This window comes from Phocaeicola acetigenes (assembly GCF_027529745.1).
GTDB classification, from domain to species: domain Bacteria; phylum Bacteroidota; class Bacteroidia; order Bacteroidales; family Bacteroidaceae; genus Phocaeicola; species Phocaeicola acetigenes.
On sequence record NZ_JAPZVM010000003.1, the window covers coordinates 25,807 to 39,028 of the forward strand.

Here is a 13,222-nt window from a genome sequence, read left to right on the forward strand (position 1 = left end):
AATCTTTAAGTTCAATGCACAAAATTACATGAAAAGAATAAAAAAACCAACCGCTTATCAAGTAAACAGTTGGTTTTCTATATTCTTTATCGACAAATGAGTTATTACTCTCTACGATTTGTAAAAATCATGATATAATATACTAAAGTAGCCAAAGAACTCAACGCAGCCACTACATAAGTATATGCAGCCGATTTCAAAGCGTCCTGAGCCTGAGTATGATTATAAGCATTCGTCACTCCAGCACTACTCAACCAAGCCAAAGCTCTACGACTCGCATCAATTTCTACAGGTAATGTAATAAAGCTGAACAGCGTAGTCATGGCAAACAAGCAAATACCAATCAAAAGCAATTGTGGGAAAGTATTAACCATAAGAATTCCTGCCAATAATACCCACGATACAATGGAAGAGGAGAATTGCACTACCGGTACCAAAGCCGAACGCATCTGCAAAGGTGCATAGGCACGTGCATGCTGCACAGCATGGCCACACTCATGAGCAGCAACAGCAGCTGCTGCCACACTACAAGTATTATAAACTCCCTCACTTAAATTCACAGTCTTATTGGTAGGGTTATAATGGTCTGTCAACATACCAGGAGTACTGGTCACTGTGACATCATAAATTCCATTGTCACGCAACATCTTCTCTGCGACCTCTCTTCCTGTCATACCATTATCCAAGGCCATGCGAGAATATTTCTCAAACTTACTTTGCAAACTGGCCTGTACAATATAACTAATGATGGCAATACCAATAAATAAAATCCAATACATAACTTTTTCTTTAATTAATATCTACTCTATCTTCTACAAATATATTGCCAAATATACCGAAAAAACAGAACCTGACAAATCTGTCAGATTCTTTTGACTATTATTAAAAGTATTCTTAATACTTCTTTAAGTCATTTTACGCCTCATTTTCAATACATAATGGAAAAATCATAATTTTTTCGAGATATTTTTTGCTACAATATTTGGTGGTTTCAAAAAAACTCCATACCTTTGCACTCGCAATCAGGAAATGAATGCAACACAGGTCTGATTCGCTAGCTCAGCAGGTAGAGCACAACACTTTTAATGTTGGGGTCCTGGGTTCGAGCCCCAGGCGGATCACAAAAAGAAAAGCCAAAAGGCGACAATAAAAAGACAAGTCCTACAAAATCAATATTTTGTGGGACTTTTTTTATTACCTTTTGGCTACCCTAACCGCCACGAAAAGGTCACTGACAGACAAAAAATAGTGGCTTATTCGTACCCCTGACAAAATCTTCAAAAAAGGGGTACGATTTGACTGAAAATGGCGAAATGTTGTCGGAAATTGGCGACCCTGCATTTATCTCATTATGAGTTAATAAAAGTAGTTTTGTAACTTAAAACAATGAGGTATGAAATCAACATTTCGAGTATTGTTCTTCCTGAAACGGGACAAAGTAAAAAAGAATGGTAATATGCCTATTATGGCACGTATTACCATTGACGGGAAATTAGTCCAATTCAACACCAAACTTGAAGTCAATCCTAAGAACTGGTCTGCACAAACAGGAAAAGTAACTGGCAGAGGGTCAGAATTTACCCGCATGAATGAAATGCTGGATAGCATCAAGGCGACCTTACACAGACATTATCAAACCATTTTAGAACGGGATGGCTATGTAACAGCAGAGAAAGTACGCAACATTTTTTTAGGCAAGGAGGAAAAGGCTAAGACCCTCCTGCAAGTGTTCGCACAGCATAACGAACAATATGCGCTGAAAGTCGGGAAAACAGCCACGCAAAAAACATATACCCGTTATGAGCTTACCAAAAATCGCCTTGCAGACTATATCCACAATAAATATAATTTGGAAGATATTACCTTTCGGGAAATAAATGTCGTGTTCATCGAGGGCTTCTACCTGTTTATCCGAGAAAATTATCCGTGTACCCACAATACAGCCATGAAATTTATACAGCGGTTTAGGACTGTTGTTCTGTTTGCCCACAACTTGGGAGTGATTACTTTTAATCCATTCGGGGCATATAAACTGAAATTTGAGTATGTAGAAAGAGATTTTCTTGAACAGGCAGAATTAGACCGGATATATCAAAAGACATTTGCCAGCAAAAGACTGGAACAGGTTCGTGATATATTCATTTTTAGTTGCTACACTGGACTTTCTTATGTTGATGTATGCGAATTGACCCCCGAAAATATAAGATTGTCATTTGACGGTAATTTGTGGATAATTAAGAAAAGGCATAAAACAAACGTAACATCCAATATTCGATTACTGGATATACCCAAATCCATTTTGCAGAAATATGACGGGAAACTACCCAACGGTAAACTGTTGCCTGTTATCAGTAATCAGAAGATGAATGATTACTTGAAAGAGATTGCGACTGTTTGCGGAATAAATAAGAAAATCACGTTCCATGTTGCCCGGCACAGTTTTGCAACCCTTAGTATAAGTTATGGCGTACCTATTGAAAGCGTTTCTAAGATGTTAGGGCACACTAATATAAGGACGACCCAGATATATGCGAAAATCATAGACACCAAACTGAGTGCCGACATGGATATGTTCGCCCAAAGGCTGAATGAAAGGAAAACAAGCATTTAATCAAAATAAAATCTTAAAGTTTATGGATTTGCAGGTCATTCAAAACAAAATCTTTGAAGTCAGGGGTTGCCGGGTAATGCTTGACTTCCATTTAGCGGAACTCTACCAAGTGGAAACACGAGCCTTGAAGCAAGCGGTCAAACGCAACATCGGTCGTTTTCCGTCCGACTTTATGTTCGTCCTCTCGAAAGAGGAAGCCAACTTATTGTTATCCATAGGGGTATCACAAAATGTGATACCCTCTGATTACAACTTTGGCGCAACCTTGCCTATGGCTTTCACCGAACAGGGCGTAGCCATGCTTTCATCCGTCTTGCGCAGCCAGACAGCTATAGAGGTGAACATTTCCATCATGCGGGCATTTGTCCTTATGCGTCAGATGGTCGCAGGGTATGAAGAACTGTTGAAACGCATCGAGGAACTGGAAGCCAGCACCGATGCACAGTTCAACGACATCTATCAGGCATTGACCCAGCTTTTGAGCCAGTCCCAAGATCAGAAGCAACGCCGCAGAATCGGGTTCGTTACCTATGACGAACCGGAAACAGACAGGTAACGGATTCGGTAACGAAATGCTGTTTAATATACTGTATTCCAACAAGTGGTTTCCATTCATCTTGCGGGCAGTCCACCGGACTACCCGCATTTTTTCCCCTTTTCCTCCAGCACATTCCCCGAAACGCCAGCCGTGCGGGGCATGGCTGACTGTTTTTCGTGAAAAGAGCCTTCGGAAACCCGCACAAGCGTATCGAAAGACGGGCTTCCGACACCCTTGCATTTATAGACTATTCAGGCAATTTAGAGATAAGAACAACTTGATTTTTATATTCTTCTCCAGCTAAATGCGCTAAATGTAGTTCTTTTCGATCGTTAATTAATCTCTTATCATCCTTATCTTTAACTATTTCTAAAACAAGATTGATACAAATTGATGAAATATTATAATCATCCAAATACAATTCATGTAAAGCTTGATTATGATAATCTTGAATAAAGGCATCTATTATTTTGTGAAGAAACCAATCTGTATGTCCTTTATCAATATTAGTAGCTAGCGTATTTCCATTTGGAGAACGATAACGAGTAATGGCTTTATCTTCATTTATTGCATAAGATAAAGCAGAAGGCGAATGCTGTAATAAAAAAACACAATCCTTTTTCTTTTCTTCGGGGATTTTAATGCAATATTGTACTGTACATATTTTTTCTAAAAGATGTCCATCTATCATCCTTAAATATAAGTCTCTACTTAAAATACGTAGAGGTACAGTATTCGTGAAAATATAACGGTAAAATTCTACAAAATCAATATCTTCTATTGGGATTAGAGAATACATCCCTGAATTATTCTGAATAAATTTATTTTCAATCAAAATAGACGTAAATTCAGGAATGCTAAAATCTTGATATGAATCAGTTGCAACATTTTGAGTCTTTCTCATTAATTCTTCAATTGATAACGCTTGCTCTTCATCCATTAAAATACTTAAAGCTAATTTATCAATAGTTGATCGTCTATTGATTGCTATATATTCAGCCTGAATATCAATATAGTTAGAAAATGTAGTATTAGAATATAGTAATGGTAGCAACTTATCTAAGTTTCCTCTATTTAAGGTGTCAACATTATGGGTTAATAAGGTAAACCCACCCTCTATAAAATTTACAACCCAATACACACATTTTGAATAATATATAAGCCCTATTTCTGCTATTTTTTTACTCGTGTATTGTGATATGTATCTTTCAATATAATTAGGTTGTGATAAAGAAAATTCTTCAATCAAAAGAGATACTAAATCATCATTTGCAATAAGATGAACGAATTCATGTTTTTTTATCTCATTATAAGAACCTATAACGTTGCCATTTGCGCCCGAAAGAGCTATCATTAATCCAATAGTCTGAGGCTTATTAAATCTCGCAAGGTAAATTTTACCAATAAACTTTAGCCAATCATTTATATTGATAGGTTTATTGTGAGCTTTACACTCACAAATAATGGGATACTCAATTTCGCTAACACCTAAAGGATTAGTGTGCGTTGCGATAGCATCTATTTCGCTACCACCGCTATAAATTGCGTTAGTTGAGATGTTTCTATACCCTTGTCTTTTTAAGATTGACGTTGTTAATTCTTCTAGTTGAGAACCCTTGTCGTCATTATTTGCCCCTAGTATATATAGTTTTATATTCATAACTTATTTGCTTTTGACAAAAGTACATAAATAACCACAGAATAAGTCCCCGCTCAATTCATTTTTAACATTGTTTCCTGTTCCCCAACCTGTAAATCTTCCTCATTAAGCAGTCCTCCAGCCGGGAGGTCGTTTTTATCATTTCAATAGGCAAAGGTAGTTACGTGTTCTTCACGGGTTTGCAAGGTCAAGCCTTTTCAGGTTTGGCGAAAAAATCTTCCCTGCGACATTCGTTGCGAGGTATTTTTTCCACAAAACCCTGCAAACTCTAAACCCTGCACTTTTAAGCCTATGTGAAACGAAAACGACCGACCCGACCGGAAGACGCATAAAAAAAAAGTCGGATTTACGGGAAACAGGAAAAAAGTTCAGTGAAACTTCAACTCCCTCACCTCTCAAATCCGCATAAAATTAAAAACTTAAAAATTACAGGATATGGAAGCAGCAACATTATCGGAAGCAAGAGTTTATGTAGGCACTTATGGCAAGTACAACAACGGTTCATTGTTCGGGGCATGGCTTGACCTGTCGGACTATTCGGACAAGGAAGATTTTTACGAAGCCTGCCGGGAGCTTCACAAGGACGAGGAAGATGCGGAGTATATGTTTCAGGACTGGGAGAACGTACCGGAAAACCTAATCGGCGAAAGCTGGATTTCCGAGAACTTCTTCACCTTGCGGGATGCGGTGGAAAAGTTGGGCGACACCGAACAGGAAGCCTTTTTCGTGTGGTGCAACTACAAAAGCCATGATTTGAGCGAGGAAGATGCGGACGACCTTGTACGGGACTTTCAGGACGAATATCAGGGACAATATGACGATGAAGAAGATTTCGCCTACCAAATCGTGGAAGAATGTTACGACCTGCCGGAGTTCGCAAAAACCTATTTCGACTACAAACAGTTTGCCCGTGATTTGTTCATGTGCGACTACTGGTTTGATGATGGGTTTGTATTCCGGGCGGCTTAAACGACCATTCGGGCGGGGTTAAAAGCCCTGCCCGAATAAACAAAGAAACGATGAAACGGAAAAGCATTTATAAAATCATCCTGCGGGTGTTATTGTTCTGCCTTGTGTGGCGGCTCGCCTGCACAGCCGGAGCAATCACGGCGGTAACGGCATATCTTGTATTTCGTGCCGCCTGTCTCCTGCTCCGGGTCTGCCTGTCGGCGTTTTATGCGTTGTGCGTGGCTCTGCTTTTCCTGCTGTTGCTTTCACTATTGAGTATATAACGAATAAAAAACAGAATATCATGCAATCATTGAACAGAAACGGGGTGAGCATCACCCAAGCACCGGGAGAGGAAAAGTTTGTAAAATACCGTCCGGTCGCATTCAAGGGACGGATATTTTACCAGTACGACTACCGCCACACGGACGGGGAACTGTTTTCCACAGTGGCTAAAACGCTGGCAGAGTGCCGCCACAGGCGGGATAAATGGATAGAAAAGAAAGAACAGGGTAATAACAGATAAATTTTAAGGGTATGAAAACGACAGAAATAAACAAGAACCTAATCGGCAGACGTTGCGAGTGTATTTTTACGGGCATGATGGTAACGGGCGTTATTGAGGACATCGAGGAAAACAAGTATTCTGTAAACGTGAAAGTGCATTTCGATAAGCCGCAGCAGTGGGGCGATGATTTGTACACGGAAGATTGGGCATGGGGACGCAAGACGGACGAGTTCGGCACGCTGCACCATTTGCGACTGTTGGCAGACGAACCGGACTTTCGGACGATGACAGTAGTTTTCGGTGAGCCTATCAGCCGGATAGACCGCAGCGTTTTTGAAGATGTTGAAACGTGGGGTGTCTGTTCCCTGCAAGGTTGGGTAAACAGCTATGAAAGTGTCAGGTTCGTATCCATAAACGAACATACGGCGGTCATAACGGGAGAATATAACATGGAACAGGTAAAGGAATGGTTAGAGAAATATGTACCTGTAAAGAGCCTTAAAACCAGTTGATACAAAGGCGGCAGAAATGCCGCTACTTTCTTTCATGAGTGCCGGGAAATAAAGTAGCAAAGAAACCGTGTTTATAATTTTATTCTCTTAAAATTATAGTCCTATAAAACCAAAAGACTCTAATGTTTCATTAAAAACTTGTACATACCGTTCAGCGGTTTTTCTATCTCCTTGCTTTTCTTCTTCTGAATATAACCGTTCCATAAAAGATTGAAATATTTCATCCGGCATATTACCTGATAATCCTACTACATTCCAAATTTTATCGGCTAATTCTTTTTCATTTAGCAATCGCTTAAATGCAGTTTCTTTAACCATCTGCTTCATGGCATCTTCAAATGCTTTATTTTCTACATTTACGCATACCTGTGAGTCTGTTCCAAAATTAACAGGAGCAGATTTTATTACATCTTCCAAACCAAGATAAGTATAATCATTGGGCAATTCAGTATTCTGTTTGTCAAAATTGGCACAAAGTATGGTATCTCCCAATGTAAGAGTTAGAATTTTAGTATTTTCCTTATATCTTCCGCCTAAATATGCTAAGCCATTAGGAAGATACGAAGAACATCGCAGTAAGCGATAAGAAAATTTACATTTTTCTATAATCGGAGTAACATCTTGGTTATTAGCAACCGATTCTATATACTCGTTTAAACATTCACCTAAATTTGATTCAATATCTTCAGGTAAAGCAAATTGGAATTGTCTTGAAACAGCCATTCGCCAAACAATAGACAACCAAAAGAAATAAGCTATGTCCGATTGAATAGATTTTCCTTTTGAGTAATGTTCAGCATAAGGCGTTTCTAAATATTTAGATAAGTTAGCCTCACATTTAGGACAAAAAATATAATCTTTTGATGCTGTATTGTTTTTTAATTCTTGGTTAATACGTTCATCTGTTAACTTTTCTTGATTGAAAAGCTCATCTAATTTTGTGTCTGGAACAGCTCCTACATATACCTTGTCTTCATAAGAAGTCATTGTAAACATTACTTCTTTATCTCGTTTTCCACTACCATCATAACTACACACTTTTGCAATCATAAAACTTGGAATCAAATGTGAGTTGGTCTTTGTTGCCTTTTCCTTATTGCAAATTAAACAGTTATTATATTCCATAATTTCTTACAATTAGTTCTTTCGACCACAAATTTAGCAATTAAAGCATTCAACAATACTTTGCCGAATGCTTTAATAAGTTAATTTAGAAATCTTTATTCTCGTTACTATCATTATTAAATGAGAACGAAATCTGCTGTATCTGCCCGAAGCTGTCGATGATATAGATGTCAATCGTCTGCTGGTCTGTCGATGCCGATGTGTAGTAGAGCCGGAATGTTTCTTTCTCCAGCGGGTACAGGTCATTGGGCAGGAACACCGTACCGTTATCCATTTCCAGCTTTCCTTTGCCGTCAGGCTGGAAATAGCGTATCTGGTAGGTCGTAGGCTGGTAGTCGCCGCCACGCACCAGTTGGCAGCGTATTTCGGCTGTTTCGCCCACTTTCAGTTTCTTGGGTACGGGCAGCGTTTCCACCGTGAACGGGTAAGCCTGCTGAATGTCCAAGCTGTCATTACAGGCGGTTACAAGCACGAGGGCGGCCACGATGTAGCAGCCCACGATGATTTTATACATTACATTCTTCATATACATTATTATATAGCGGTCAGTTGATAATGAATTTCAGTCCCATGCCTACCTGCGTGTGGAACTTGCCGATGTCCGAGCCGAACAGCATACGTTCCCTCGCATTGACGAGCAGCACCACCCGGTCGGTCAGGTAGGTTTCCAGTTCCAGCGTTAGCGCACCGCCGTAGATGAAACAGTCCTTGTCCAGCAGCGTAGCCCCGTCCGGCAGCAGCTTGTCGCCCCGGTTGCTGGTTTCATACCCGGCAATAGCCGACAGCCCCAGCGAGAGGAAAAAGGTCTTTCGCCTGTCCGAAAGGAATTTCAGGTAATAGCCGCCCTCCGCCGTGAACTGTTCTACCGGAATGCGCATATCCTTGTAGTCATACTTCTTATGCAGGTATTCCCCGCCAATCACCCAGCGGTTGGCGTTCTTGGTATAGACGCTGTATGCCGCCCCGAAATGACAGGCAAAATCCGTGTCGGAGTTCCAATGTACCCCGTCCGCCATGCCCGCCGTTACCTGCAAGGCTTTCATGCCCGGAAGGTATCTTTGCGCGTGTGCCTGGTTCAAATGCAGGCACAGCGCAAAGAGTGTCATTATAAAGATGTGTTTCTTCATTCCCTACTTTATTTTCAGTTCGTTTATCACTTCGGCGTTCACGATGTCGGCATTCTCCACCCGTATGGTCTGATGCCGACCGCCGTTCTTCTCGTAAAGCTCCACCAGCAGCAGTTTGTCGTCCGGGATGGTGAACTTCGGTAGGGCGTACACCGTCCGGACGGTGCTTTTCCCGGTAATCTCTATCACCTCATTGTAGCTGCGTACCGCATCCAGTACCGTTTCCTGAATAGCCGTGCGTTTGGGCACTTTCTTATCGACAATCTTAAACTTGATGAAGTCCGTATCGAAAGGCACGTTGGAACTGTTCTTCGTCTGCGTATGCACGTAAAGCATCCCGTTATAGGTGTAAATCCCCTTGATTAAGAACTGTATGCCGAAACGCTTGCTGCCCAAGTGTCGCACTTTACGGTCATTGTTCTTGTAGATGCTCTGCATTATCAGTTTTACCAGCAGCGGGCTTTCATTTCCCAGTTCCCGGAAATATATGTTCATGCGGGTATGCGAAAAGTCGGACGTATCTTCATTTTCCAAGAAGTCCTTCATTTCGATGTTGAGCATTTCCGGCTCACGGGCATACTTGACGTTGAATGAATAGAAGCTGCCGTCCTCGCAGATGACGGAGAAGTTCGTTTCTCCCGGAAAGCCCTCTGTCGTGGCTTTCACCCTGATTACGTTTTCCGCACCGTCAGCCTTGCCCGCTATGATGTGGTTGCTCCCCAAATCTACATAGCGGACGGCGGAGGGGAAAATGATATGCACCGTTTTGGCGAAAGTCACTTCCACGCCGTAGGGCGTTACCATTTGTCGGTAAGGCAGCTTTCGGGTGATACCCCGGTACAAGTCGTTGCCTGCCGCATACTTCACCGTGTCGGTTTCCTGTGCGTTTGCCGCACACACGCCCAGCAGGAGGGCGCACATTACAAAAATCTGTTTCATCGTTAATTGGAAATTTTAGTGGTTTGTCAAATGATTATTGCTGTTTGGCGTAAAGCATCACCCTGTACCCGGCTTTCAGCTTCACTTTCACGGTTCGGAACTTCTTGGCAAGGTAACCGGACGCACCCTGCATCAGCCCCCTTGTAACGTCCATCGCCACCTGTTGCCCGGCGTTCTGCGTAAAGGAAATGCTTGTACCCAGCCCGCTGCCGATATTCGCCATCGCCTCGTTGAACGCTTCCTGCTCCATCGAGGACGGGACGGAAAGCCCCTTTTGCCCGTCCGTGTCGAACACGGCGAGTTCCACCGGGATGATGTTTCCCGCATACTCTATCGAGGACACCAGTATGTCGAGACGTTCGCCCTGTACCTTTGCCGTACCCGCCACAAGGGTATTCTTCGGGATGACGATGCTGCCCGCCTGCATGGGTTCAAGCAGACGGAGTTTTACCGTTTGCCCGTCCGTCAGCGTCTGGTCTTGATGGATACAGGCGGCTATCGTGTTCCTGCCCATTGCGTAGCCCGTTCCTACCGCCGTGTTGAAGCCGTAGTTGCGTGGCTGGCTGTAAGCACGGATAAAATCGGCATCGCTCATGGGCTGTTGCAGCCCTGAAACGGCGTTGTCCCGTACTGCCTGCACGGACACCGCTTGCGGCTTCTTTTCGATGTCGCCCACGACTGGCACTTGTGCCGCCTGCCTGTCGCCGCCTGCATATTTGGCGGCAAGCTCGTATGACTTTTCCAATAGAGCCATCTGTTCGTCAGCGGTGGGCGTGGCTTCTCGCTGACGTTCCAGCTTTTCGGTCAGTTCCGCCACCTGCCGTTTCAAGTCCTCTTTTTCCCTGTCCTCCGGGGGCGTTTCATAGAACGTGCTCAACTGGCGGTTGATGTCCCGGTAGGCGGTCGCCGAGGAAGAAGCGCCGCCGCCCCGCACGGGCTTCGGATCTTCTTCCGGCATCAGTCCGGCTTCCGCCTGTGGTTCTTCGGTTTCATCGTCCCCTATGAAACCGAAGTCCTGAAGGGATTGTATCCTGTCCTGCCGTTTCCGGCTCATCATCGCCTGCTCGTAGGCGGTCTGCTTGTCCGCTATAATCCCGTCCTCTGCGGGCAGCGGGATGTCGGCATTGAAACCGCCCACGCTTTCCGTTTCCGCTTTCTCCTTGCCGGAGGGGGCGAATATCAGGTACATGCACCCTGTAAAGGCGAGGAACATCAGCGGGAAGACTATCATTTTCCTGCGCCGCTGCACCTCTTTCGGGGAAAGTTCCCATTTGGGCTTCTTCTCCTTTTCGGGCTGTCTGCCCGGTTCATTTTTCTGTACTTCTTCCATATTCAGGTCTGTTTGTTAAATTGATACTGTCGTTACCATGCAGCGGGAACTGCCGGATGTGTTCGATTTGCAGCCTTTGCCCGTCCCGTTTCCCGATGTTGTAAATGGACGAAATGGTGATATAGAGGGACAAGCCGCCGAACAGGGCGGACATCACGAGGATGACCGCCAGCCGCTTGCCCGGCGTGATACGCCCGCACAGGCGGCGCAGGCGTTCATCCGCCCAGTCCCGCACCGTTTCAATGTAATTTCGCTTCCTCTCCATAAGGCTATCGTTTAATGGTTTGCAAATCCCTGTTCTCGTCAATCGTGAACGCTTCCATGATGAAGCCGTGCGGGTTGTTGTCGCTACGTGTGGCGTTCAGGAGCCTGCACGTGGTGACAAGACTTCTGACCGTCAGGCTGCTTTCCCGGACAATAAGCTGCCGGGCATAGGTTCTCACCTTGTAGGGGTACTGGTTGAAGTCGCATTTCACGCTGTCAATCTCCACCGTCTGGTTGATGTTGCCCGAAATGATACGGTTGTAGTAGCCCTTTTCCGACAAGTCCTTGTAGTAGTTGAACGCACTCCTGTCGGCGAGGAACAGGGAGCGTTTGATGTTTCCCTCGATGGCGTCCTTGTCGGGCGAGAGCGTGAAAAAGAGTTCGTGGAAACGCTTCACGTGCGATTTCGCTTCAATCGGTCTGTTCTGCGCCATGTCCTGCGAGAGAGCCAGCATCAGGCTCTTGCCGTTGTCGAGGACGTATATCTTCTGCCGCTGCTTTTCGGCGAAGCTGTACGAGTTCCACACGGCAAAGCCCGTGACCAATGCGCACAGGCAGATGAATACCAGCGCAAAGAGCCGGATTTGCCGGAAGCTCGTTTCGATGTTCGTCAATGACTTGAATTCCATATTCTAAAAATTGAAGTTGGTTATTTGAGAAGTTTTCCTGCAATCTTTCCGGTTGCCGCACCTGCCGCCGCACCCGTGAGTGCGCCCGCACGTGTCAGGTTGCGGTTGTATGCGGTTGTACCCCCGGCTGACACAATCCAGCCTGCCACTGTCGGAACGGTAAAGTAGCCCACGATGCCGATAATCATAAAGATTACATACACGGTACTGCTCCCGTCCGGTATGAAGTTCGGGTCGGAAAGCTGCTCGATGTCCTTCTGGAGCATCAGTGTCTGTATGCGTGCCAGCACGCTGCTGAACAAGTCCGACACGGGAAGCCACAGGTAAATCGAGATATAGCGTGAAATCCACTGGGTCAGCGTGCTTTGGAAACCGTCATAGACGGAAAGGGCGAACGCCAGCGGACCCAGTATCGAGAGCACTATCAGGAAGAACGTGCGCAGCGTGTCGATAATCAGCCCCGCTGCCTGAAAGAGTATTTCCAGCAGTTCCCTGAACCAGTCCCGGACGGATTTCTTGATGTTGTATGCCGCCCTGTCCATGTACATGCCCGTCATGGTAACCATGTCGGAGGGCGACCAGCCCAGTTCCTCCAGTTGCCTGTCAAATTCCTCGTCCGAAGCGAGGTATGCCGTTTCCGGGCTTCGCATCAGGGCTTCGTACTCCAGCCTGTCTTTCTGTGCCCGGTACTCGTTCATGTCGAAGGTCTGCGTTTCCATAAGCTGGCTGCATCCTTTCACAATCGGCGACAGCACCGTGTTGATAGTCCCCAGCACGAACGTGGGGAAGAACATGATGCACAGCCCCAGCGCAAATGGGCGTAGAAGCGGGTAAACGTCTATGGCTTCCGCCCGTGCGAGCGACTGCCATACCTTGGCGGCTACATAGAACAGCGCACCCAGCCCGGCTATCCCTTTGGCTACCCCCGTCATGTTGCCGCACAGGGGCATCATTTCGTCATACAGCACCCGCAGCACTTGGTGCAGGTTGTCAAAATCCACTGCTAACAACATAGGCATGTCCGTTTGATG

The 13,222-nt window shown here is 44.7% G+C and carries 16 protein-coding genes and 1 tRNA gene; 7 read left to right on the forward strand and 10 right to left on the reverse strand.

Features of this window, described 5'->3' with window-relative positions:
- Nucleotides 1–104: 104 nt before the first annotated feature.
- Entirely contained in the window at nucleotides 105–779 is a 675-nt protein-coding gene (locus tag O6P32_RS04645; protein WP_269877083.1) for a zinc metallopeptidase, read from the reverse strand.
- 269 nt (nucleotides 780–1,048) lie between these two features.
- Between O6P32_RS04645 and O6P32_RS04650 the strand changes: the two genes are divergently transcribed.
- The 3 genes from O6P32_RS04650 to O6P32_RS04660 all read left to right on the forward strand — a co-directional run bounded on the left by O6P32_RS04650 (nucleotide 1,049) and on the right by O6P32_RS04660 (nucleotide 3,167).
- Nucleotides 1,049–1,121, forward strand: a tRNA-Lys gene (locus tag O6P32_RS04650).
- 272 nt (nucleotides 1,122–1,393) lie between these two features.
- Nucleotides 1,394–2,611 (forward strand): site-specific integrase, encoded by a 1,218-nt coding sequence (locus O6P32_RS04655; protein WP_269877084.1) that lies wholly within the window; start codon nucleotides 1,394–1,396, stop codon nucleotides 2,609–2,611.
- A gap of 22 nt (nucleotides 2,612–2,633) precedes the next feature.
- On the forward strand, nucleotides 2,634–3,167 hold the full coding sequence (locus tag O6P32_RS04660; protein WP_269877513.1) for an ORF6N domain-containing protein: 534 nt from the start codon (nucleotides 2,634–2,636) through the stop codon (nucleotides 3,165–3,167).
- A 229-nt stretch (nucleotides 3,168–3,396) separates the two neighbouring features.
- On the opposite strand, the gene O6P32_RS04665 is transcribed toward O6P32_RS04660, so the two are convergent.
- Nucleotides 3,397–4,809: a restriction endonuclease gene (locus O6P32_RS04665; protein ID WP_269877085.1), complete on the reverse strand. Its 1,413-nt coding sequence runs from the start codon at nucleotides 4,807–4,809 to the stop codon at nucleotides 3,397–3,399.
- 435 nt (nucleotides 4,810–5,244) lie between these two features.
- Between O6P32_RS04665 and O6P32_RS04670 the strand changes: the two genes are divergently transcribed.
- Genes O6P32_RS04670 through O6P32_RS04685 form a run of 4 tightly spaced genes read left to right on the forward strand, consistent with a single transcriptional unit; the run spans nucleotide 5,245 to nucleotide 6,777 of the window.
- Nucleotides 5,245–5,778, forward strand: a complete 534-nt coding sequence (locus tag O6P32_RS04670; RefSeq protein WP_120382151.1) for an antirestriction protein ArdA — start codon at nucleotides 5,245–5,247, stop codon at nucleotides 5,776–5,778.
- 50 nt (nucleotides 5,779–5,828) lie between these two features.
- Nucleotides 5,829–6,041: a hypothetical protein gene (locus tag O6P32_RS04675; RefSeq protein WP_269877086.1), complete on the forward strand. Its 213-nt coding sequence runs from the start codon at nucleotides 5,829–5,831 to the stop codon at nucleotides 6,039–6,041.
- 20 nt (nucleotides 6,042–6,061) lie between these two features.
- The gene (locus O6P32_RS04680) at nucleotides 6,062–6,283 is read left to right on the forward strand and encodes a DUF3873 domain-containing protein (RefSeq protein WP_068856479.1); all 222 of its coding nucleotides are present in this window, start codon (nucleotides 6,062–6,064) and stop codon (nucleotides 6,281–6,283) included.
- Nucleotides 6,284–6,294: 11 nt separating this feature from the next.
- On the forward strand, nucleotides 6,295–6,777 hold the full coding sequence (locus tag O6P32_RS04685; protein ID WP_269877089.1) for a DUF7258 domain-containing protein: 483 nt from the start codon (nucleotides 6,295–6,297) through the stop codon (nucleotides 6,775–6,777).
- A 93-nt stretch (nucleotides 6,778–6,870) separates the two neighbouring features.
- On the opposite strand, the gene O6P32_RS04690 is transcribed toward O6P32_RS04685, so the two are convergent.
- From O6P32_RS04690 to traJ, 8 genes are all read right to left on the reverse strand, one after another.
- On the reverse strand, nucleotides 6,871–7,902 hold the full coding sequence (locus O6P32_RS04690) for a hypothetical protein (RefSeq protein ID WP_269877090.1): 1,032 nt from the start codon (nucleotides 7,900–7,902) through the stop codon (nucleotides 6,871–6,873).
- 85 nt (nucleotides 7,903–7,987) lie between these two features.
- Nucleotides 7,988–8,434, reverse strand: coding sequence for a DUF3872 domain-containing protein (locus tag O6P32_RS04695; RefSeq protein WP_269877092.1), 447 nt, complete (start codon nucleotides 8,432–8,434; stop codon nucleotides 7,988–7,990).
- A gap of 13 nt (nucleotides 8,435–8,447) precedes the next feature.
- A complete protein-coding gene (locus tag O6P32_RS04700) occupies nucleotides 8,448–9,029 on the reverse strand; it encodes a conjugal transfer protein TraO (protein WP_269877093.1) in 582 nt (193 codons plus the stop codon).
- Nucleotides 9,030–9,032: 3 nt separating this feature from the next.
- On the reverse strand, nucleotides 9,033–9,968 hold the full coding sequence (gene traN / locus O6P32_RS04705; RefSeq protein WP_269877095.1) for a conjugative transposon protein TraN: 936 nt from the start codon (nucleotides 9,966–9,968) through the stop codon (nucleotides 9,033–9,035).
- Between the two features lie 34 nt (nucleotides 9,969–10,002).
- Nucleotides 10,003–11,298: a conjugative transposon protein TraM gene (gene traM, locus O6P32_RS04710; RefSeq protein WP_269877096.1), complete on the reverse strand. Its 1,296-nt coding sequence runs from the start codon at nucleotides 11,296–11,298 to the stop codon at nucleotides 10,003–10,005.
- Entirely contained in the window at nucleotides 11,276–11,563 is a 288-nt protein-coding gene (locus tag O6P32_RS04715) for a TraL conjugative transposon family protein (protein ID WP_269877097.1), read from the reverse strand. The genes traM and O6P32_RS04715 overlap by 23 nt, the downstream gene beginning before the upstream one ends.
- Before the next feature lie 4 nt (nucleotides 11,564–11,567).
- Entirely contained in the window at nucleotides 11,568–12,191 is a 624-nt protein-coding gene (gene traK, locus O6P32_RS04720; RefSeq protein WP_068856486.1) for a conjugative transposon protein TraK, read from the reverse strand.
- Between the two features lie 20 nt (nucleotides 12,192–12,211).
- The gene (traJ, locus tag O6P32_RS04725) at nucleotides 12,212–13,204 is read right to left on the reverse strand and encodes a conjugative transposon protein TraJ (protein WP_106390565.1); all 993 of its coding nucleotides are present in this window, start codon (nucleotides 13,202–13,204) and stop codon (nucleotides 12,212–12,214) included.
- Nucleotides 13,205–13,222 lie beyond the last annotated feature (18 nt).

Excerpts from the sequence above, each read along its gene's own strand:
- O6P32_RS04645 (WP_269877083.1), bottom strand. The coding sequence starts at position 779 with ATGTATTGGATTTTATTTATTGGTATTGCCATCATTAGTTATATTGTA.
- O6P32_RS04655 (WP_269877084.1), top strand. The coding sequence starts at position 1,394 with ATGAAATCAACATTTCGAGTATTGTTCTTCCTGAAACGGGACAAAGTA.
- O6P32_RS04660 (WP_269877513.1), top strand. The coding sequence starts at position 2,634 with ATGGATTTGCAGGTCATTCAAAACAAAATCTTTGAAGTCAGGGGTTGC.
- O6P32_RS04665 (WP_269877085.1), bottom strand. The coding sequence starts at position 4,809 with ATGAATATAAAACTATATATACTAGGGGCAAATAATGACGACAAGGGT.
- O6P32_RS04670 (WP_120382151.1), top strand. The coding sequence starts at position 5,245 with ATGGAAGCAGCAACATTATCGGAAGCAAGAGTTTATGTAGGCACTTAT.
- O6P32_RS04675 (WP_269877086.1), top strand. The coding sequence starts at position 5,829 with ATGAAACGGAAAAGCATTTATAAAATCATCCTGCGGGTGTTATTGTTC.
- O6P32_RS04680 (WP_068856479.1), top strand. The coding sequence starts at position 6,062 with ATGCAATCATTGAACAGAAACGGGGTGAGCATCACCCAAGCACCGGGA.
- O6P32_RS04685 (WP_269877089.1), top strand. The coding sequence starts at position 6,295 with ATGAAAACGACAGAAATAAACAAGAACCTAATCGGCAGACGTTGCGAG.
- O6P32_RS04690 (WP_269877090.1), bottom strand. The coding sequence starts at position 7,902 with ATGGAATATAATAACTGTTTAATTTGCAATAAGGAAAAGGCAACAAAG.
- O6P32_RS04695 (WP_269877092.1), bottom strand. The coding sequence starts at position 8,434 with ATGTATATGAAGAATGTAATGTATAAAATCATCGTGGGCTGCTACATC.
- O6P32_RS04700 (WP_269877093.1), bottom strand. The coding sequence starts at position 9,029 with ATGAAGAAACACATCTTTATAATGACACTCTTTGCGCTGTGCCTGCAT.
- traN (WP_269877095.1), bottom strand. The coding sequence starts at position 9,968 with ATGAAACAGATTTTTGTAATGTGCGCCCTCCTGCTGGGCGTGTGTGCG.
- traM (WP_269877096.1), bottom strand. The coding sequence starts at position 11,298 with ATGGAAGAAGTACAGAAAAATGAACCGGGCAGACAGCCCGAAAAGGAG.
- O6P32_RS04715 (WP_269877097.1), bottom strand. The coding sequence starts at position 11,563 with ATGGAGAGGAAGCGAAATTACATTGAAACGGTGCGGGACTGGGCGGAT.
- traK (WP_068856486.1), bottom strand. The coding sequence starts at position 12,191 with ATGGAATTCAAGTCATTGACGAACATCGAAACGAGCTTCCGGCAAATC.
- traJ (WP_106390565.1), bottom strand. The coding sequence starts at position 13,204 with ATGTTGTTAGCAGTGGATTTTGACAACCTGCACCAAGTGCTGCGGGTG.